An 18,986-nucleotide genomic window follows, 5' to 3' on the forward strand; every position below is an offset into this window, starting at 1 on the left:
GGATACGGTTCATCGAGACGGCGACGCGGCGCGGCGGATGCGCCAGGTAGAACCGGTGACCACGATGCCGACCACGCATGGTGCCAGCCACGCCCATCCCATGACGGGTACGAGCCCTACCTCGCCGGAGGTGTCCGGCGTGGTGATCAGAACTACGGCGACGATGAGCGCCACGGCGAGCAACGCCGTCGCTGAGAACGGCGCCCATCGGTGTGGCTGACGCAGTGTCACGAGGGTCCAGATCCAGCCGATCACACCGAGGCCTGCCACGGTGGCGAGTGCCACCTGCCAGGTGTTCACGGCAGCGCCGACCTCAGCATCGGTGTAATCGGGGTATCCGTGCTGGATGTGATCGGCCAACAGATCCGGCGTCATGAAGGGCCACAGACCCAGCGCCAGGGTGAGGACGAGACCAAGCACAGTCAGGACCCGGGTAGCTCGGAGGGCAGGCATCGTCATGAGAGAACGCTCCTTTCGGGAGTGGAGGTTGATGATCGTGGTACGACGGTGGCGGTGAACACGGCAGCGATGAGGAGAAGGCCGGCGGCCAGAGCGAGTCCGAGGGAGTATCCGCTGGCCAGTGCCGAGGCCGAGGTGGAACCGTTGATCCGTGCCAGCGAGGCGGTTCCGAGGACGGCGAGCCCTAACGAGGCGCCGATCTGCCTCGAGGCATTCAGCAACGCTGAGGCAGCACCGCTCTGGCTGGCAGGGACGCCGATCGTGGCTGTCGAGACCACGGGTCCCAGACACAGACCGAAACCGACGCTAGCCACTAGGGAGGGCCCCAGGACATCAGCGGCGAACGTGCCGTTGGCGTCGATCAAGGAGAACCAGGCAAACCCGGCAGCAGACACGATGGCGCCACCGATCAGCAGTGTGCGCGCCGGGAGCCGGTACCCGAGCTTGATGGCGAGGACCGAACCTGCCACCACGCCGAGGGCGAACGGGAGAAACTCCACTCCTGCCCGTGCTGCCCCGTGCCCGAGGACCTCCTGGAGGTAGAGGGTCATGAAGTAGAAGGCTGAGGCCATCGCACCGCCGATCATCAGGTTGGCCAGGTTCGCCCCGGCCACCGATCGGTTCGTCAGGACCTCCAGGCGCACGATCGGCTCTCGGCTGGTGGTCTGCTCCACCCGCACGAACAGCACCAGGAGCACCACAGCGGCACCGAGGCACCCCAGGGTGGCCAGTGAGGCCCAGCCGACCACCTCCGTACGCACCACGGCGAACACGGTCAGGGCCATCCCTGCCGTGACCAGCACGGCGCCGAGCACGTCCGCGCGACCACCCGAGTGCGTGCCGTCATCCTCCATGCCCTTCCAGGCCAAAAGCATGGTGAGCAGGGCCATCGGCACATTGACCCACATCACCCACTGCCACCCCGCGTACTCGGTCAGCAGTCCGCCGACGAGAACACCCGCAGCACCACCAGCGGCGTTGGTGGCGCTCCACACTCCGAAAGCACGGACTCGCGCCTTCCCGCTCGGGAATGTCGAGGTGAGCAGCGCCAGCGCCGCTGGTGCGAGCATGGCGGCGCCGATGCCTTGGGCAGCGCGGGCCGCCACGAGGTGCGCTGGTGTGGCCGCGAACCCGCCGAGCAGCGAGGCGGCCGCGAAGAGGGTCAGTCCGATCAGAAGCAACCGGCGTCGGCCGTACCGGTCAGCCAGTCGACCGCCGAGCAGCAGGAGTCCACCGAAGGCCAACGCATACGCGTGGATCACCCAGGACAGTGCGGCCGGGCCAAACTGCAGGGCCGCCTGGATTCTCGGCAGCCCGACATTCATCACTGACAGGTCCAGCGACACCAGGAACTGTGCTAGAGCCACGGTGGTGAGGATCGCTGCCGTAGATGATTTATGGAACATGTTCCTAAAGTAGCACAGCGGTGTCGAGACAGGCGAAGTAGAATGAACTTATGGTCTCGTCGCGCACCAGCAGTGGTAGGACCGGTCGGCCACCGGTGACCTCCCGCGGGCAGATCCTCGCCGCTGCGCGTCGGCTCATCGAAGCCGACGGATGGCAGCGTCTGACCATGCGCCGGCTCGCTGCAGAGCTCGGAATCGGAGCCACGACCCTCTATCACCATGTGCGCGACCGAGAGGAACTGCTGGTGCTTCTGGTCGGGCAGGCGATCGAGCAGATCGAGCGGCCTGACCTACCCGCCGACCCTCGGGCCAGGATCGTGACGGTGATGCACCGTTCCCGCGACGTGTTGGCATCGATGCCCTGGGCTGCAGAGGTGCTGACCGTGGACGGCTTCATGGGACGCCTCGGGGACAACTCGATCTGGATGGTCGAAGTGGTCCTCAACGCGGCGATCGAGGCAGGCTGCAGCAAGGAGCGCGCCGTCGAGGTGTTTCGGCACTTGTGGTTCTACACGGTCGGAGAGATCCTCGTGCGGGCGCGGTCTGCCGTTGCGCCGATCGACCGGACCAAGCTGCTCCGGGAGGGGGAAACCCGCTTCACCAGCCGCGATGCCCAAGCGCTACCGACCATCGCAGCCATCGGCGATGCCTGGCCTGAGATCGCCCGGCGTGACACGTATGCCGAGGGAATCTCAGCGTTCCTCGACGGGCTGCTAGGCAGCAGCGCTTCCGCTCCGACCTCATCCACCCCATCGCAGTGACGACCGCACCGGGCGTGCCCGTTCACGCGGGCACGAATCTTAACGGTGCTGATGGGAGTAGCTGAGTGCATTCGGCAGAACAGAGGTTGAGTTGCAGACTGCCAGAGGCCGGGGAGAAGTGGGGTAGGAACTAGAGTCCGGGTCATGCTCCTCCGTGCTTATAGCGAGTCAGATGCCAGGGAAACGCTCGATGTCTTTACACGGGCCGTGCAGGTCACGGCGCGTCGCGATTACTCTCAGCGCCAGGTCGATGCCTGGGCTGGCCCTGACCGAAACCTAGCGCATTGGCATGATGCGCGAGCAAGCACAAGCACGCAGGTCGCCGTGATTGACGGGCGGCTCGTGGGGTTTATCGGCGTATCGCCGAGCGGGTACATCGGCATGCTCTTCGTTGATCCATCCCATCAGAGGCAGGGGGTGGCTTCTGCGCTCTTGAGGTGGGCGAGAGAACACGCACGGATGGCCGGTGCTGGAGAACTCTCCACCCATGCCAGCATTACGGCACGGCCATTTTTTGAATCCCACGGGTTCGCGGTAGACAACGTGCGCACGCCTACCGTGCGAGGTGTCGCATTTCGGAACTATCAAATGTCGATACAACTCGACTGACGCGGCAGCACGGGGAACGGACTCGGAAACGCCAAACGGGAACCCACAACATTGTTTCAGTGCCGCGTGTTCCCGTAAGACGACTTGGGTGGAAGCAATGGAGCGTTGTGGGAACAGGCGACCACGAGTCGAGAAGCTAGTTTCCGCGTGAAATCAAGGCCTCCACGGTGCCGCCGAGTTTACGGGGAGTGCTGATGATCCGCTGATCGGTGCGGTGGCGGAACCAAGTAGACGACCTCGAACACGGTTCACGGACAAGGAAGTGGACGCTGTACGAACAACCCGCGAGCAAGGAATCAGCGTGAAGGAAGTTGCGCGTCAGTTCGGAGTTCATCGGAGCACAGTGTGGGCAAGGACCAGGCCATCGTTTTCATGACGACAGCCTCTCACCCGATGGTCTTGTCATACTGTGTGCGCGGAGAAAGGCATCGACGCCGTCGTCGATGATCGAGCGGAGGTCGTCCGCGTCCATGGTCCGTGTCGTTCCGAGAAGCATGGTGCGGTTGCTCGGAACGACACGAACCATGGACGCGAACTGTTGCGCGGACAGTTTCGGGTTCGCAACCTGGAACAAGGAACGCTGATGGAGTGATGCGAGACAGCGCTCGATGGACTTCAGCACGCGAACGAAAGCGCAACCGCCCTCTTTGAAATGCCAAAATCCTCGTCAAAGCGGGGATCTTGCTGTGAACCAGAGGGGACCACGAAAAACCACCCTCGGACATGACGAAGCCCCGATGAGAAACCTACTCTCGCCAGGGTTTCCATTTTCGGGCTGACAGGATTTGAACCTGCGACCCCCTGTCTCCAGGTTGGCGCTCCCAATGCCGCTACCTGCGGAAACACCAAATTCGAGAGGATTTGGGTGCTTCTGGCTCCCTCCGTCTCCTCCTGCTGAGCGTGCGCTGGGACCGCTGAGGACAGGGCCGGTACAAGTAGAAGCCTGCGCCGCGCCACCGCCGCGGCCGCTGAGGTGAACGGCGCCCGAACCTCAGTGCGCCAGCCTCGCCTGCGTCCCCGACAACGTGAGCCCACCTGCTGCTTAGATCCTCTTCCACCCGCGTGCGGTGGCCCCGGCATCCGACCGCTGCCTTCGGGCGGGTTCCGGGGGACCGCACGCATCCACACGACTCTCGAGAAGGAGACACCTGTGATCACCGTGACCACCACCAAGCACCTGAACGGTCTGCGTAAGCAGATCGACGCCCTGCAGCAGCGGGCCGAAGGCCTGCGTCAGGACGCGGAAGGCACAGCCACCGAGGCCCATCAGCTCCGTGCCCAGCTCGACCAGGCCGTCGAGGAACTGAAGGAGGCCCGCGCCCACCAGTGCCCCACCGGTAGCTCGAAGATCACCACCTGGGAGCCGAAGCACCCCCACCACCCGCGGCTGCCTGCCTCCAACTGGAGCAACTCCCCCGGGGCACCCAGCAGCGGTACACCTGGGAGACGTTCAGCGAGGACGCCCCCGACCCGCTGACGCTGCTCGACCGCGAACTGCTGGACCGTGAGGGCCGGGAGGTAGCCGAGCTGGTCTACGACGAATACCAGGCGGCCTACCGGATGTGGGCTATGTGCCGCACCGTCACCACCCTGAAGGAGCTCATCCGCGACGCGGCTCCCGCCTGGGAGAAATACCAGGAGGCACGCGCTGCGATGGACGCGGCGTGGGAGAAGGTGCGATCCCTGGCCAACGGCGTGAACGGCTGGGAGGCAGGCGTCCGTCACCGCTCTGATCGACAGGTACACCCCGCTGCGGGCCGCGGCCCAGGCATGGGACAACCCGGGCCTACGAGATCGCCAAGACCATGTGGGAGCACGGCGAGGCCGTCCGTGAGGCCGCCGCCGAAACGGTCCGTGAGGGCCGCCGGGATGTGCCACCGGAGGTGGAACGCTGGTTCCATCCCCTGTGACAGGCGGGTGACAGGTGGTGCGACACAGGGGTGTTTGTCACGCCCGCTGTTACCCCGTGTCACGCCCGCGACCTGCAAGAATGAACGTCACAAAGTGTGACAGGGCAGCCTGTTTTCCTCGCTGCGGGGCGGGCCATCCGTCCTTCTAGACGGTGTTATCCACAGGCGTGACCGCGTTCCCTGCTGGCTGCTGCTGCACACTACGACAATCAGCCTGCCCTCCCCTTGCCGAACACTCCTGGAGTCCTGCTGTGCCTGAGACTGCTCACCCGCTGCTCGCCGCGCCCCTGCGGTACCGGTGGATGCTGCTGGGCGCGAGAGCGAACGCAGTGATCCGCCGCACCTGTAGCGGATGGGAAGTCGTGCAATCCCATGCGGTCCGGGACGGTGACGAGGTCGTGTGCACCTACACCGATCTGCTGGACGCGGGGAGGGCATGTTCACGGTGGAGCTGGCTGGTTGAAAGCCCCTGACAGACCTACAGCCCCGCCCTATCCTGACGGTGGGACACGCACAGGACAGGAACGGGGCTCAAGTGAAGGATACGACTATCGGTACCGAAATTCGCAAGCTGCGCCAGCGGCGCGGCTGGACGCAGGAGGAACTCGCCGCACGCGCCGACCTCTCCCGGGAAGTCGTCGCCAAGATCGAGCTCGGCGGAACAGCGCGCATGGAGACCTACCACGCGATCGCCCGCGCCTTGGGCGTGCGCACCCTGATGTTCGTCTCCCCCCCAAGACCCCGAGCCGGTCGCGGACCCTCACCGCGACACGGCCCTAGCGCAGATCCGCGCCGTCATCAACCCGCCCGTCTCCATCGATGGCGGCCTGATCTTCCCCGCCGTGGAGGACGCCGAACCGAACCTGGACATCCTCAGCAGCGCCGCCGACGCCCTGGCCGGGCACTACGCCCGAGGCACCTACAACGAGCTGGCGTCGCTGCTACCCGCCGTGGTGCAGTCGGCCCACCAGCACGTCCAGGCCCTGGACGGACACGAGAGGCGGCGGGCCCACCGGCTGCGCGCCGACATCCTCGTCTCCGCGGGCCGGTGGCTGATCCAGGTGCGCGAGCACGACCTGGCGCTGATGGCGTTGCGGGACGCGCTCACCGACGCGCTGACCGCAGACGACCCGGTGTTCGCCGCGGCCGTGGTGCCCGTGCAGAGCTGGGCACTGCTGCGCCAGGCGCGCTTCGACGAGGTCGAGAAGCTGTGCGAGCGCACCGCGGACAAGGTGGAGCCCACCAAACTGTCCAAGGCCACCCCTGACGAGCTCGGCGCATGGGGCCACCTGCTGCTGTGGGCGTCCGCGGCAGCCGCCCGCAACAACCGGCCTGAGGAGGCCGCGGACTACCTACGGGCAGCGGCGGCGGCCGCGGCCCGCCTGGGCCGCGAGACCGAGGTGACGGGCCGCAGGCCGTTCGGGCCGCTGACCGTGGCGATGAAGGAGGTGGAGAACATCCTCATTTCCGGGCGCCCGGACCGGGCTCTCCAGCTCGCCGAACAGCTGCCACAAGACGTGGGGTTGACCTACTCGCTCGCTGTCCACCGCCACCGCATCGACGTGGCCAAGTCTCAGGTGCTGCTCGGGGACGCCGAGGCCGCCACCGGAACCCTCGCCGAGCTGCGTTCCACCGTGCCGGGGTGGCTGCGCCACCAGCAGTCAGCGCGTGAGGTCGCAGAGGATATCCTCGCCGCGCGCACCCGCATGCCCTCGGCCGAGCAGCGGGACCTCGCCGATTTCCTCGGTGTGCCTGCCTGACCTGCGGGTTGGTACGTCGCGCACACACTGGGAGCGCACCTGTCTCGAACGGGTGCGCTCCGTCACTGTTACCCCTGGTGAGCGGTGTGTAACGTCCACTCCAGTGGAGGTGGACATGAGCAGACGAGACCGACAAGAGGAACGGGACCTGCTGCACGGCCCCTGGCCGGACGAGCCCCCCGAACTGCCCTCAGACCACGGTGCCCAGGACGCGGGGGAGGAGAACTCCCAGTGACCCTCTGCCCGCGTAACTGCACCGAATGGGTGGCCTGGCAGGCCATCCAGCACTTGTCCCGGGAGAAGCGGCTCGACGCCGAGCTGGCCTTCCTGCTCCGCTGGGGCGTCACCCACCGGTGCCTGCCCCAGGCCGTCCCGGCCCACCTGGCCGCACTGCCCGCGGGGGTGGCCCGGTGACCACGACACTGCCCCGCCGCACCACCAACCCGCATGACCGGGCCCCGATGGTGCTCGACACGACCGTGGACGGCCGCTCGGTGACCCTGCCCGGCCTGCCCGAGCAGGCCACGGAGGTGCGCAGCCGCCTGGCGGTACTCACCGCAGCCCTCCCGGTCGGCCTCCGCGACAGCATCCAATTGCTGGCCAGCGAGCTGTTCAACAACGCGATCCGCCACACCGCCTCCGGCCTGCCCGGAGGCGAGGTCACCGTGACCCTGGTGATGCTGCCCGACCGGGTGCAGGTCCGCGTCATCGACGACGGCCAACCCGAGGGAGAACTGCGATTCCCCGTCCCGCGGCCGCCGGACGTCGACAGCGAGGGCGGGTTCGGGCTGTTCTTTGTCCACACCACCGCCACCCAGTGGGGGACGGCATGGCACGCTGACGGCCGCACCAGCGTGTGGTTCGAACTGTCCCGAAGCAGGAGGTGACCGTGGACGACAAGGTCACCTTGCGGGGCGGCCCGCTGGACGGGGCCGTACTCGGTCGCGCCGAACTGGACCGGCTGGTGCGGAAGGCTGGCTTTCCGGACTGCTCCGTGATCCGGTTCGCCACCCCGGACGGGCGCAACGGCGTCTACCAACTGGTGGACGGACAGTGGGTCCACGTCCCCGACCGCGGTCTGCCGCCCGGGTTCACACGTCCAGGTCCTCTCTGACGTAGGAGCCGCGACCGTGCACCGTGCGCACCAGGCCCTTCTCCACGAGGAGCTTCACGGCCTTGCGGACCGTGGAGCGGGCCACCCCGAATTCGCCGATCACCTGGTTCTCCGACGGAATCACCCGGCCCCGCTTGTAGCGGCCAGCCACGATCCGCGCAGTAAGGATCGCGGCGAGCTGGTACCACACCGGGTCTGCGGCCTCCGGATCGAGTTCGGTGTCGGGGCCGTAGCGGTCGTTGGGAACGGTCCAGTCCATGACGCGACCCTAGATAACCGCAGGCCAGCGCTCTCAAACAGATACCAGCGCAGTTAACTCGGGTTAACCGCGTTCACGTGCGGCTACGCTACCCCTCATGGAGACGGAGCAGACAACCACCGATGACGACGTCATCAGCGCCCGCAAGGCCGCGGGCATGCTGGGGATCACCGTTCAGCAGCTCCAGGAGTGGCGCCCCTACTTCCCCCACGAGCTTCGACCTGACGGGAAGTTCGTCTACCGCAGGTCGTCGATCAAGGAGTTCATGCAGCTGCGCGACTGGGACCGGAACAATCCGGAAAAACCGGATCCGGACCGGCCGCTGGGCTGGTGGCCCTACGCCTACGACGAGACGGTCGACCTCAGCGTGGCCGTGGCCGAAGCTCTCGCCTACCCGGGACGGATCCACATCAACGTGCCCACCCCCGACATCATCGTGGTCTACTTCGGGCAGCGCAGTCTGGTGCTGAGCCCTCGAACACAACCGCACCAGCGTCGACCTGCTGCACCACCAGCTCCGCTCCCTCCCCGACAAACCGGCCACCACCCGCATCTGCCGCTGCGTGAAGTTCCTCGACGACCCCGAATACGTCGCCCAGTACGGCCACCCCGTCGGCGTGCACCTGTTCCGCGGCCGCCCCGGCCGAGGAGCAGGCAGAGCCGCGCCCCACTACCGCCGCAACGGTTTCAGCCAGTGGGTCTGGAAGCCAGCCGCCGAGGGCCAGATCCTCCGGAAGGGCTCCACTCCGCAGCACCCCGTCCCGCTGAAACGCGCCGGATGGACCGGTAACCCCATCACCGGCACCAAGAACGCCGCAGAGCGATCTGAGCTGAGCTGGCTGCCGATCCGCCCCAGGGCTGACCGCGCACGGACTACGCCACTCCCACAAGACCCTGATGGAGGAGGCCCGCATTCACCGCGCCCTCCAGGACGAGCGCCTCGGCCACACCGACGGCACCGTGCAGAGCGCCTACACCCACGTGACCCCCGCCATGCGTGAGGAGCTGATCACGCTCCTGGAGCGGCACTGGGAGGAGTCCCTGAAGACCCGCGCCCGAATGTGGCCTTCATCGCAGCTGCCGATTCTCGACCGTCTCCTTGACCCTTACCGGGGTTTTCGGTCGACCTATATCCCGATCCAGCTGTCCGCCCGGGCAGTTTTTTCCCACTCTTTTCCCAAAACGGCTTCAGGGGCCCGCCACCTCGTTGGGTGACAGGCCCCTGACCTGCTGTTTCTCGGTCGGGACGGCGGGATTTGAACCCACGACCCCTTGACCCCCAGTCAAGTGCGCTGCCAAACTGCGCTACGTCCCGGTGTCGGCCGCTTTCGCCTGCCAACGCGTTCAACTGTAGCGCATCGCGCGGCATGGTCGTGACAGCTTTTCGCGCGCCTCCAGGGAGAGCCGGGCTTCCGGTACGGACCCACCGGGACGAGCCCGCTGCCGGGAACCGCCCGAGGACGAACCGGGACGCACGACCACCCAGGTCGCCGACCGGTGCCGTGCGGTCGACGGCGTCGGAGACGGTCGAGCGTTCCCGACGGCGGCTCCGCAGACAACCCGTCAACGGGCCGCCACGTACTCCTCGGCCTCGCGCACGAGCTGGGCGAGCCGCCGGTGGTGGGCCCCCGGCCAGTACACCTGGTCGCAGTCGGCGCAGCGCAGGAAGGTGCCGTAGGTGGCGCGGGTGCCCTCCGGGAGTTCCGCGGCAACCTCGTCCTTGGCGACCCGGGACAGCAGCCCGTTGCACGCCAGGCAGCGGGTCCACGGCCGCAGCGGAGGGGCGAACCGGTCCAGTACCTCCCGCCACTGGTGGTCGGGCCGGTCGGCGCGGACGTGCCCGCCCGCGCGCAGGTTCCTGCGGTGCAGCAGGCCGCGGTCGCGGGTCAGCAGCACCCGCTGTTCGGCGTTGGCCTGCTCGACCAGTTCCGGGTCGTCGCGGTCGGTGTGGTAGGCCGTGTCCACGCCCAGCAGCCGCAGCCGCCGGGCCAGGGTGCCCAGGTGGACGTCGAGCAGGAACCGCACCGGGGAGAACGGCAGCGGCTGCGGCCACCGCACGGCGGCGACGTCGACGACGGCGCCGTGGCGGGGCCGGTGGGAGGGGGCGACGGTGCGGCCGTCCACGCTGAGGAGACCGACCTCGGTCAGCGGCACCCCCAGCGACTCCACCACGTGGCCCAGGGAGGAGGAGCCGTCGTGGTCGACCCGCACCTGGGCCCCGCGGTTGCGTGGCGCGAGAAAGAACCGCAGATCGGGGGAGAAACGCAGAACCAGGGCCGCTTCGTCCATGGACCCAGCATGCCACGCGGGCCGCTGCCGGGCGGGAGAGCGCGGACAGGACGGACCCCGGCCGTCAGGCGGAGTGGACCCCGCGCAGCGGACGGAAAAACGCCTGGAGGTCGTCGAGGAACAGCTCCGGCTCCTCCAACGCGGCGAAGTGGCCGCCCCGGCCCTCGACATCGGTCCAGCGCACGATCGTGTTCGACCGCTCGGCGAAGCGGCGTATCCCGATGTCGTGCGCGAACTGGACGGCCCCGGTCGGCACACCCGAATTCCGGGAGGTCGCCTCCGGCTCCTCGCGCTGGGCGTAGCCCACGTACGCGGCGGCCCCCGCGCAGGCGGTGAACCAGTACAGGGAGGCGTTGCCGAGCACGAAATCCCAGCCGAGGACCTCCTCGGGCAGCGCGTCGAGCGGGTGGGTCCAGGCGCGCAGCTTGTCGACGATCCACGCGAGCTGGGCGACCGGACTGTCGGCGGCCATCACGCCGATGAGGCCGGGGCGGGTGGACTGCACGGCGATGTAACCGAACCCCGAGCGCATGAACTCGCCGATACGGCGCATCCGGTCCTGCTCCAGCGGGGTGAGGGAGGCCAGGGCCTCCTCGTCCATCTCGCCGGCGAAGTCGCCCAGCGCGCCGTTGACGTGCACCCCGATCACCCGGTCGGCGGCGAGCCGGCCGACCTGCGGGGCGATCGCGGCACCGAGGTCGCCGCCCTGGACGGCGAAACGCCGGTAACCGAGCCGGTCCATGAGAGTGATCCAGGCCGAGGCGATCCGCGTGAAGGTCCAGCCGGTGCCGTGCAGGGGCGTGGAGAACACGAACCCGGGCAGCGAGGGGATCACCACGTCGAAGGCGTCCGCGGCGGTGCCGCCGTGGGCCTCGGGGTCGGTCAACGGACCGATCAGGTCGACGAACTCCAGGAACGAACCCGGCCAGCCGTGGGTCAGCAGCAGGGGGAGCGCGCCGGGAACGGCGGAGCGGACGTGGACGAAGTGGATGGTCTGCCCGTCGATGTCGGTGGTGTGGTGCGGCAGGCGGTTCAGCCGGGCCTCGAAGGCGCGCCAGTCGAACCCCTCCCACGCCTCGACCAGGCGGCGCAGGTACGCCACGGGGACACCGGTGTCCCAGTCGTCGCCCGGCAGCGGCTGCGGGAACCGGGCCGACCGCAGCCGGGAGCGCAGGTCGGCCAGGGACTCCTCGGGGATCTCGATGCGGAAGGGCGAGACGGTCGGACTGCTGTGCGAAGTGGCCATGCCCCCGCTTTTCCAGGGGTGGCGGCGGTGTCCCGCCGGCAATCGCCGGAGGTTACGGAAGTTTGGCGACCACCCCGCCACTGCCGGCCGCGCTGTGGCGGGGCGTGCGGCACCGGGCGGGAGCTGCCCGGGACGGAGCCGGGGGAGGAGATCCGGGCGTGACGGTCGGCCCGTGGGGCCCGCGGGGAGCGGCCGCCCCCGGTGGGCGCCGGACACCCTCTTCCGGTCTTTCGGCGCCGGTGTGCTCCCCGCACCGGACGGCCGGGCGGACAGCCCGGCCTCAGCCCTGCTCCGCCAGGCCGGCGGGACCGCCGTTGAGCCGGACGACGTCGGCCGCCGCACGGGCGAACGCCGCCACGCGGGCGGTCGCCCCCTGGGCGCGCCACACCAGCGCCACCTCGGTGGGCGGCGCGTCGGGCAGGGGAACGTAGACGATGTCGGGACGGCCGTAATAGCGGGCCACGGACGCGGCCACCGGAGAGATTCCGTGCCCGGCGGCGATGTGCGCCAGCAGTTCCTGGAAGGTGGCCACGGCCGGGCCGCGTTCCACGGGAACCCCGCTGGGCGTGGTCGGCGGGACGTGGAAGTCCCACCAGTAGGCGGGAGCCGGTGAGGCCACGGCGAAGACCCGGTCGCGGGCCAGGTCCTCCAGGCTGGCCTGCTCCCGTCGGGCGAAGGGGTGGGAGGCGCCCACCGCGAGCACGCGGGGCTCGCGGACCACGACCGGGCCGACCACCAGGTCCGGCTCCTCCACCGGCAGCCGGGTGAAGACGAGGTCGACCTCTCCGCGGCGCAGCGGCCCGAGCGGATCGGCGAAGTGCGTCTCCACCATCAGCACCTCGCATCCGGGATGGCGGTCGTGGAAGGCGGACAGGATCCGCGGGGTCAACTCGTTGGCCGCCGAACCGAGGAAGCCGACGCGCAGCACGCCCTCGACGCCGCGCGCGGCGTCGCGCGCCCGGCGCACCACCTCGTGCAGTCGGCTGTGGACGGGCACCAGCTCCTCGTGGAGCTGCCCGCCCAGCGGGGTCAGTTCGACACGCCGACTGGAGCGGACGAACAGCGCCGCGCCGATACGGCGCTCCAGGGCCCGCACGAGCTGGCTGATACGGGGCTGGGAAATCCGCAGCCGCTCGGCGGCCCGCCCGAAATGCGCCTCCTCGGCGACGGCGAGAAACGCCTCGATCTCACGCAGGTCCAGCACCGCCACCCCGATGATGAGCGGGACTTCTCGCTGCTTTCACGATCCGCCATTGTTCCACACCGAAAGGGCCGACACCGTGGAGAAGGCCCTGCGGCCATTCTTGTGAGGTCTTTTCCACGAAAGGACGCATTCCTGTGGCTGAAGCAGCCTCTTTTCCCGCGGCCGATTCCGCCGCGGCCGTCCGGTCGGGGGGAACAGGGCGGCCCGCCCGCCGGCGGTGGCTCCTGCTCGCCGTCATGGCCGCCACGTTCGTCGCGATCATGGACTCGTTCATCGTCAACGTCGCCCTGCCGTCGATCCGCGCCGACCTGGACGCCAGTTACGCCCAGACCGAACTCGCCGTCGCCGGATACGTCCTCGTGTACGGGCTGCTGCTGGTCACGGGAGGACGCCTGGGCGACCTGTTCGGCTACCGGGGCGTGTTCCTGGCGGGGCTGGCGCTGTTCACCGCGGCCTCGCTGGCGTGCGGACTGGCGCCCACCCCGGAGTTCCTCGTCGCCGCCCGCGTCGTGCAGGCCGCCGGCGCGGCCCTGTTCTACCCGCAGGTGCTGTCGGTGCTGCAGACCGCGTTCACCGGAAGCGCCCGCACCCGCGCCTTCTCGGTCTTCGGCGCCACCATCGGCCTGGCCTCCGTCGCCGGTCAGCTCGTCGGCGGGGCACTGGTCAGCGCGGACCTGTTCGGCCTGTCCTGGCGGCCGATCTTCCTGATCAACATCCCCGTCGGCGTGGCCACGCTCCTCCTCGCCGCCGCGGTCCTGCCCGCCGCGCGCGCGGCCGCGCGTCCCGGCCTCGACCTGTGCGGCGTCGCGCTGCTCAGCGCCGCGCTGCTGCTGGTGTCCGTTCCCCTGGTGCAGGGGCAGGCAGCGGGGTGGCCGCTGTGGGCCTGGGGCATGCTGCTCCTGGCCGTCCCGGGGTTCGTCTCCTTCGCCGTCTGGGAGCGCCGACTGGCCGGGGCCGGCGGTCTCCCCCTGCTGCCCCCGTCGCTGTTCCGGCTGCCGGGTTTCACCGCGGGAACCGTCCTCGCGCTGGTGTTCTTCGCGGGAAACGCCGGACTGTTCTTCGTGCTGACCCTGCACCTGCAGGGCGGCATGGGGTACTCGCCGCTGGCCGCGGGGCTGACCTTCACCCCGCTCGCGGTGGCTTTCGTCGCCGCCTCGCTGCTGGCGCCCAGGATCCAGGAACGCGTCGGCCCGCGGGTGCTGGTCCTCGGCTACGCCGTCAACGCCGCGGGAACCCTGATGCTGCTGGGATGCGCGCTGGCCTTCGACGCCGGCCTCAGCGGCTGGATCATGGCACCGGCGCTGGCGGCCGTCGGCTTCGGCGAAGGGCTCGGGGTGAGTCCGCTGTTCGGCGCGGTCCTCGCCCACGTGCCGCGGTCCGACGCCGGAGCGGCCTCCGGCGTGGTGGAGACCACGACGCAGATCGGCATGTCCTTCGGCGTCACCGTGCTGGGCCTGGTCTTCGCGGTCGGCCTGGAAGCCGGCGCGGGACCGGCCGCCTCCGCCACCGCCTTCACCGCCGCGCTCGTCGGCAACCTGGTCCTCGCCGCCGCCGCGCTCGCGCTCGCCCCCGCCGTGCTCCGCGGCCGACGGGCGGCCACCGGGTGACCGGGGTGCGGCCCCCTACCCCGGGAACGGTTCGGGGCCGCGGGGCCGTCGGCGGGCCGTCCAGCCGCCGTCAGCCGCCGGGCTCTCGACCGGTCCGGGGGGAAGGGAGGAGGAGAAGCACACGAGTCCGGCCAGTCCGGAAAGGAGCGCGGTGAGGCCCCACCGCCACTCCTCCGTCCAGGCCCACGCGCACAGCATCGCCACAGTCGAGGCCATGAACAGCATGGACGCCCACCAGCAGGGCCCCTGGGGGCGCGGTTCGGGGGTCTCGGACCGGTTGAGGAGGGCCGCCGCCCGGTCCGCGTCGGCCTGGGTGACGGGGTTGCCGTCCGACCGCACCACGGTCAGCATCGTCGGCCGGCCCTCGAACGCGGGGTGGACGGTCACCTGCCAGAGCAGTGGGTCCATGACGTCTCCCATGAGGGTGTTGCGGGTGTGCCCCCGTCGACCGGTCACCGGGGCGGCGAGGAGTGCGGTCCTCCCGCCACCGGAACCAGTCAACACGTCTAGTGGTGTATTCCCTACTCTCAGTACATATAACCTCTCCGGAGGGTGTGGCGCATCCGTATTCGTGCCCCGGTGCTCTTGTCTTCGGTGTCATCGGGGCCGTCGGGGACGGTCCGGGAGACAGGTCCGCCGAAGTTTTTCCCGGACCGGTGTCGATCGGGGCGGTGCCCGTTCGACGCAGGGGGTAGAGGGACACGGACAGCGGTTCCCCCGACACCGGGAGAGACGATGAAGTACATGCTCATCATGCGCGCCACCGACGAGGCCGTGCAGGCGTCCAAGGAGCGGGACTTCGAAGAGGTCATCAACGAGATGGGCGCCTACAACGAGGCGATGGTCAAGGCGGGCGTGCTGCTGGCCGGGGAGGGCCTGGCCGACGCGGCCGAGGGGGCCGTCGTCGACTTCGACGCCGAGGAGCCCCTGGTCACCGACGGGCCCTACGGCGAGACCCACGAGCTGTTCAACGGCTTCTGGATCATCCAGGCTGCCAGCCGGGAGGAGGCCGTGGAGTGGGCGAAGCGCGCCCCGCTGGGCCCCGGCACCAAGCTGGAGGTGCGGCGGGTCAACGAGATGGAGGACTTCGCCGACTACGCCGACAACGAGTACATCAAGAAGGAAGCCGGGTGGCGCCAGGAACTCAGCCCCCGGTGACCGGGACGGCGGTCTCCGGACAACCGACGTCGGCCACGGACCCGGGCCCGGTCACCTCCTGAACCACCCCGCAGCCCGTGGTCGGCGGCGGGCCGCGGACCGCCGGTCGGACCACTCGGTGGCCTCCCGGGGGTTTCCGTGCTGCGGTGGAGGGCCACCGAGCCCGAAGGAGAACAGAGGAGGCCGGGGACACACCCGCGGTCGGGAAGAGGCCGACACCGGGCCCGCGGCGGTCGGCACGGGAAGGAGCACCGCAGGCGCCGACACGGCGCGGCTGGAAGGGGCGGTGAGTGAGGAGCGCCCACCGGAGCAGCGTGACGCCCACGAGACCAGGGTCGGTGTCTACGCCACCCGCACCCAGGTGGAGCAGGTGGTGGAACGTATCGCGCTGCTGCTGCGCCCCGATCCCGAGCACCGGGGGCCCTGCAGGGTCCCCTGGGGGATCTCCGGCTTCGACGGGGACACTCTGATCGACGGACACGACGACCCCATGACCCTCCGGGAGTTCTACTCCGAACTGGTCGAGCAGTACCGGGTGGAGCGGAACGAGGGGCGCGCTGACGGCCTGTACGGGCTCCTCCGCCCCGGTCCGGCGCCGGTCGCCCGCCACCGGAACCGGTCCGGGGTGCCGGCGCCGAGGAGCTTCCGGAGTCCCCGGGAGCCTCCGTGCTGCCCGGTGGGGCCCGCCCCCAGGCTGATCGAGCCTCGACGTCTCCTGCGTCCTGACCGGCCGACCCCGTCCGGACGCGCACGCCGGGCCCCCGCGTCACACGCACGGGCCGACACCGCGGCCGAGAGCCCGTCGGCCGCCCCTCCCGCCACGGCCCCACCGCCGTCCCCACGGCGCGGGTCCCCTCCGGAGGGCCGGACGGGCCGGGCCCGTCCGGCCGGGCACGGCTCCCCCGGAGTGTCAGAGCGCGGTTGTAGGGTGAGCCGCCCACAGAACACGCGAACCCCGATCCCGTCCAAGGGGGATGACGACGTGAAGGTCACCCGGGACCAGGTCCTCGCCTGGCGGTTGCGGAGGCAGTTCGTCGACCCGCGCGGCGACGCGGCGGCCGCCGAGGTCATCGGCCGGCTGTGCGGCGTACAGGCGCAGGTCGCCTCCGCCGCGGAGACAGCCGTGGGGGCCAGGCAGCGCACCCCCGCGACAGCGGGGATCGGGCGGGGGCTCGCCGACGGCTCGCTGCTGCGGATCTGGGCGATGCGCGGCACCCTGCACCTGCTCCGCTCCGCCGAAGCCCCCGCCTACCTGTCGCTGATCGCCGCGGCGCGCACCTGGACCAAGCCCGTGTGGCAGCGGCACTTCGGCGCGACACCGCAGGACGTGGCCGCACTCGCCGACGCGGTCACCGAGATCCTGGACGGCCGCGCGCTCACCCGGGAGGAGCTGGTCGCCGAACTCCTCGCCGACCGCAGGTTCCACGGCATGGCGGAACAGCTGCGGTCCGGGTGGGGAGCGCTGCTCAAACCGCTGGCGTGGCAGGGGGTGCTGTGCCACGCGCCGGGCCAGGGCAGCAGGACCGTCTTCGCCCGGCCCGCCGACCTGGTCCCCCACTGGAGGGGACTGCCCGAACCGGACGCGGCCGCGCCGGTCGTGATCGCCGCCTACCTGGGCGCCCACGGCCCGGCGACCCCGGAGGCGTTCGACGCGTGGCTGACCCGCAACAGCCTGCGCAAGACGCTCCTGCGCCGATGGTTCGAGGACATGGGGGAGCACCTGACCCGGGTCGAGGCGGACGGCCGGTCCGCCTACCTGCTGGCCGAGCACGCCGACGAACTGGCCGACGGCACACCGAGCCGGTCGGTGCGCCTGCTCGGCGCGTTCGACCAGTACGTCCTCGGCCCCGGCACCAAGGACACCTGGATCCTGCCCGCCGAACACCGGAGCAGGGTGAGCCGGCGAGCCGGGTGGATCTCCCCGGTCGTCGTCGTGGGCGGCCGCATCCGCGGGGTCTGGGAACTCGCCGACGACGAGGTGGTCGTCTCGCTGTTCCCCGGCGCCGAACCGCCGCCGGAAGAGGAGCTGGCGGCCGAGGCCGCGCACCTCGCTCGGATCAGCGGGCGCGACGGACTGCGCGTCAGGACGGCCTAGCCCCGACCGCCGGCGGCCGGGCCGGCGACGCCGCGCGTCGGCGCGGAGCGTCCGGGACGAGGCGCTCCGGACGCGGACGGCCTCTTCCGGGAAACCTGACAGGAGATGTCAGGGACCGGAGGCAGTATCGCGGGCGACCGTACGGAACGGGCACCCGGAAAGGGGACGCGGCATGGACGCAGACAGGACACCGGCGCTTCGGGGGAAGGTCGCCCTGGTGGCGGGGGCCACCCGGGGCGCGGGCCGGGGGATCGCGGTGGAACTCGGCGCGGCCGGGGCCACCGTCTACGTGACCGGGCGCAGCACCCGCGCACGACGCTCGGAGTACAACCGGCCCGAGACCATCGAGGACACCGCGGACCTGGTCACCGCCGCGGGCGGCCGGGGCATCGCGGTGCCCACCGACCACCTGGTGTCCGACCAGGTCCGCGCCCTGGTGCGGCGCATCGACGAGGAGCAGGGGCGGCTCGACGTCCTGGTCAACGACATCTGGGGCGGCGAACTGCTCTTCGAGTGGGACGCTCCCGTGTGGGAGCACAACCTGGACAACGGGCTGCGGATGCTGCGGCTGGGCGTGGACACCCACGCCATCACCAGCCACCACGCCCTGCCGCTGCTGCTGCGCCGCCCCGGCGGACTGGTGGTGGAGGTGACCGACGGCACCGCCGAGTACAACGGCGCCCACTACCGCAGCTCGTTCTTCTACGACCTGGTCAAGACGGCCGTGCTGCGCATGGCCTTCGCCCTGTCCCGCGAGGTGGGGCCGCGCGGCGCCACCTCGGTGGCGCTCACCCCCGGGTGGCTGCGCTCCGAGCTCATGCTGGACATCTACGGGGTCACCGAGGAGAACTGGCGGGACGCGCTGGAGCGGGAACCGCACTTCTGCATCTCCGAGACCCCGCGCTACGTCGGACGCGCGGTCGCCGCCCTGGCCGCCGACCCCGACGTCGCCCGCTGGAACGGGGCCTCCCTGTCCAGCGGGCAGCTCGCGCAGGTCTACGGCTTCACCGACCTGGACGGCAGCCGCCCCGACTCCTGGCGCTACCTCGTCGAGGTCCAGGACGCCGGGAAACCCGCCGACCCGACCGGATACCGCTGAGGAACCGGTC

General features: G+C 70.0%; 22 protein-coding genes, 1 tRNA gene and 1 pseudogene. 15 read left to right on the forward strand and 9 right to left on the reverse strand.

Going from position 1 to position 18,986, the window contains the following annotated elements:
- Positions 1-9: 9 nt before the first annotated feature.
- Together FOF52_RS03000 and FOF52_RS03005 are read right to left on the reverse strand one after the other, a co-directional pair.
- Entirely contained in the window at positions 10-459 is a 450-nt protein-coding gene (locus FOF52_RS03000; RefSeq protein ID WP_248592310.1) for a hypothetical protein, read from the reverse strand.
- Complete coding sequence (locus FOF52_RS03005; protein WP_248592311.1) at positions 456-1,865, reverse strand: MFS transporter; 1,410 nt, start codon at positions 1,863-1,865, stop codon at positions 456-458. The genes FOF52_RS03000 and FOF52_RS03005 overlap by 4 nt, the downstream gene beginning before the upstream one ends.
- Before the next feature lie 50 nt (positions 1,866-1,915).
- On the opposite strand from FOF52_RS03005, the gene FOF52_RS03010 reads away from it, so the two are divergent.
- The 3 genes from FOF52_RS03010 to FOF52_RS22100 all read left to right on the forward strand — a co-directional run bounded on the left by FOF52_RS03010 (position 1,916) and on the right by FOF52_RS22100 (position 3,611).
- On the forward strand, positions 1,916-2,626 hold the full coding sequence (locus FOF52_RS03010) for a TetR/AcrR family transcriptional regulator (protein WP_248592312.1): 711 nt from the start codon (positions 1,916-1,918) through the stop codon (positions 2,624-2,626).
- Between the two features lie 144 nt (positions 2,627-2,770).
- Entirely contained in the window at positions 2,771-3,235 is a 465-nt protein-coding gene (locus FOF52_RS22095) for a GNAT family N-acetyltransferase (RefSeq protein WP_425265522.1), read from the forward strand.
- 262 nt (positions 3,236-3,497) lie between these two features.
- Positions 3,498-3,611 carry a helix-turn-helix domain-containing protein gene (locus tag FOF52_RS22100; RefSeq protein ID WP_425265523.1) on the forward strand — a complete coding sequence of 38 codons (114 nt, stop codon included), beginning with the start codon at positions 3,498-3,500 and terminating at the stop codon, positions 3,609-3,611.
- On the opposite strand, the gene FOF52_RS22105 is transcribed toward FOF52_RS22100, so the two are convergent.
- Entirely contained in the window at positions 3,606-3,857 is a 252-nt protein-coding gene (locus tag FOF52_RS22105) for a TetR/AcrR family transcriptional regulator C-terminal domain-containing protein (protein ID WP_425265524.1), read from the reverse strand. The genes FOF52_RS22100 and FOF52_RS22105 overlap by 6 nt on opposite strands.
- Before the next feature lie 528 nt (positions 3,858-4,385).
- Between FOF52_RS22105 and FOF52_RS03015 the strand changes: the two genes are divergently transcribed.
- The 6 genes and pseudogenes from FOF52_RS03015 to FOF52_RS03040 all read left to right on the forward strand — a co-directional run bounded on the left by FOF52_RS03015 (position 4,386) and on the right by FOF52_RS03040 (position 8,019).
- Positions 4,386-4,712: a hypothetical protein gene (locus tag FOF52_RS03015; RefSeq protein WP_248592313.1), complete on the forward strand. Its 327-nt coding sequence runs from the start codon at positions 4,386-4,388 to the stop codon at positions 4,710-4,712.
- A gap of 968 nt (positions 4,713-5,680) precedes the next feature.
- Positions 5,681-5,797, forward strand: a pseudogene (locus tag FOF52_RS03020) (helix-turn-helix domain-containing protein); the annotation flags it as partial.
- 190 nt (positions 5,798-5,987) lie between these two features.
- On the forward strand, positions 5,988-6,905 hold the full coding sequence (locus tag FOF52_RS03025; RefSeq protein ID WP_248592314.1) for a hypothetical protein: 918 nt from the start codon (positions 5,988-5,990) through the stop codon (positions 6,903-6,905).
- 231 nt (positions 6,906-7,136) lie between these two features.
- On the forward strand, positions 7,137-7,319 hold the full coding sequence (locus FOF52_RS03030; protein WP_248592315.1) for a hypothetical protein: 183 nt from the start codon (positions 7,137-7,139) through the stop codon (positions 7,317-7,319).
- Positions 7,316-7,792, forward strand: a complete 477-nt coding sequence (locus FOF52_RS03035) for an ATP-binding protein (protein ID WP_248592316.1) — start codon at positions 7,316-7,318, stop codon at positions 7,790-7,792. The genes FOF52_RS03030 and FOF52_RS03035 overlap by 4 nt, the downstream gene beginning before the upstream one ends.
- A 2-nt stretch (positions 7,793-7,794) precedes the next feature.
- A complete protein-coding gene (locus tag FOF52_RS03040; protein ID WP_248592317.1) occupies positions 7,795-8,019 on the forward strand; it encodes a hypothetical protein in 225 nt (74 codons plus the stop codon).
- Here FOF52_RS03040 and FOF52_RS03045 read toward each other — a convergent pair.
- A complete protein-coding gene (locus tag FOF52_RS03045) occupies positions 7,997-8,278 on the reverse strand; it encodes a GntR family transcriptional regulator (RefSeq protein WP_248592318.1) in 282 nt (93 codons plus the stop codon). The genes FOF52_RS03040 and FOF52_RS03045 overlap by 23 nt on opposite strands.
- 97 nt (positions 8,279-8,375) lie before the next feature.
- On the opposite strand from FOF52_RS03045, the gene FOF52_RS03050 reads away from it, so the two are divergent.
- Both FOF52_RS03050 and FOF52_RS03055 read left to right on the forward strand, forming a co-directional pair.
- The gene (locus FOF52_RS03050; RefSeq protein WP_248592319.1) at positions 8,376-9,068 is read left to right on the forward strand and encodes a hypothetical protein; all 693 of its coding nucleotides are present in this window, start codon (positions 8,376-8,378) and stop codon (positions 9,066-9,068) included.
- 107 nt (positions 9,069-9,175) lie between these two features.
- Positions 9,176-9,493, forward strand: a complete 318-nt coding sequence (locus tag FOF52_RS03055) for a hypothetical protein (protein WP_248592320.1) — start codon at positions 9,176-9,178, stop codon at positions 9,491-9,493.
- Between the two features lie 26 nt (positions 9,494-9,519).
- On the opposite strand, the gene FOF52_RS03060 is transcribed toward FOF52_RS03055, so the two are convergent.
- The 4 genes from FOF52_RS03060 to FOF52_RS03075 all read right to left on the reverse strand — a co-directional run bounded on the left by FOF52_RS03060 (position 9,520) and on the right by FOF52_RS03075 (position 13,017).
- Positions 9,520-9,593: transfer RNA gene (locus FOF52_RS03060), tRNA-Pro, on the reverse strand.
- Positions 9,594-9,841: 248 nt separating this feature from the next.
- Complete coding sequence (locus tag FOF52_RS03065) at positions 9,842-10,567, reverse strand: Mut7-C ubiquitin/RNAse domain-containing protein (protein ID WP_248592321.1); 726 nt, start codon at positions 10,565-10,567, stop codon at positions 9,842-9,844.
- A gap of 64 nt (positions 10,568-10,631) precedes the next feature.
- The gene (locus FOF52_RS03070; RefSeq protein ID WP_248592322.1) at positions 10,632-11,813 is read right to left on the reverse strand and encodes an epoxide hydrolase family protein; all 1,182 of its coding nucleotides are present in this window, start codon (positions 11,811-11,813) and stop codon (positions 10,632-10,634) included.
- 280 nt (positions 11,814-12,093) lie between these two features.
- Positions 12,094-13,017 (reverse strand): LysR family transcriptional regulator, encoded by a 924-nt coding sequence (locus FOF52_RS03075; protein ID WP_248592323.1) that lies wholly within the window; start codon positions 13,015-13,017, stop codon positions 12,094-12,096.
- A 236-nt stretch (positions 13,018-13,253) separates the two neighbouring features.
- On the opposite strand from FOF52_RS03075, the gene FOF52_RS03080 reads away from it, so the two are divergent.
- Complete coding sequence (locus FOF52_RS03080; protein ID WP_248592324.1) at positions 13,254-14,624, forward strand: MFS transporter; 1,371 nt, start codon at positions 13,254-13,256, stop codon at positions 14,622-14,624.
- Between the two features lie 15 nt (positions 14,625-14,639).
- Here the strand turns inward: FOF52_RS03080 and FOF52_RS03085 are convergent, their stop codons facing one another.
- Complete coding sequence (locus FOF52_RS03085) at positions 14,640-15,032, reverse strand: hypothetical protein (RefSeq protein ID WP_248592325.1); 393 nt, start codon at positions 15,030-15,032, stop codon at positions 14,640-14,642.
- 327 nt (positions 15,033-15,359) lie between these two features.
- On the opposite strand from FOF52_RS03085, the gene FOF52_RS03090 reads away from it, so the two are divergent.
- The 3 genes from FOF52_RS03090 to FOF52_RS03100 all read left to right on the forward strand — a co-directional run bounded on the left by FOF52_RS03090 (position 15,360) and on the right by FOF52_RS03100 (position 18,976).
- Entirely contained in the window at positions 15,360-15,782 is a 423-nt protein-coding gene (locus FOF52_RS03090) for a YciI family protein (RefSeq protein ID WP_248592326.1), read from the forward strand.
- 982 nt (positions 15,783-16,764) lie between these two features.
- A complete protein-coding gene (locus tag FOF52_RS03095; RefSeq protein WP_248592327.1) occupies positions 16,765-17,877 on the forward strand; it encodes a winged helix DNA-binding domain-containing protein in 1,113 nt (370 codons plus the stop codon).
- Between the two features lie 172 nt (positions 17,878-18,049).
- On the forward strand, positions 18,050-18,976 hold the full coding sequence (locus FOF52_RS03100; RefSeq protein ID WP_248592328.1) for an SDR family oxidoreductase: 927 nt from the start codon (positions 18,050-18,052) through the stop codon (positions 18,974-18,976).
- The last annotated feature ends 10 nt before the right edge of the window (positions 18,977-18,986 follow it).

The sequence above is a fragment of the Thermobifida alba genome, assembly GCF_023208015.1.
Lineage (GTDB): Bacteria > Actinomycetota > Actinomycetes > Streptosporangiales > Streptosporangiaceae > Thermobifida > Thermobifida alba.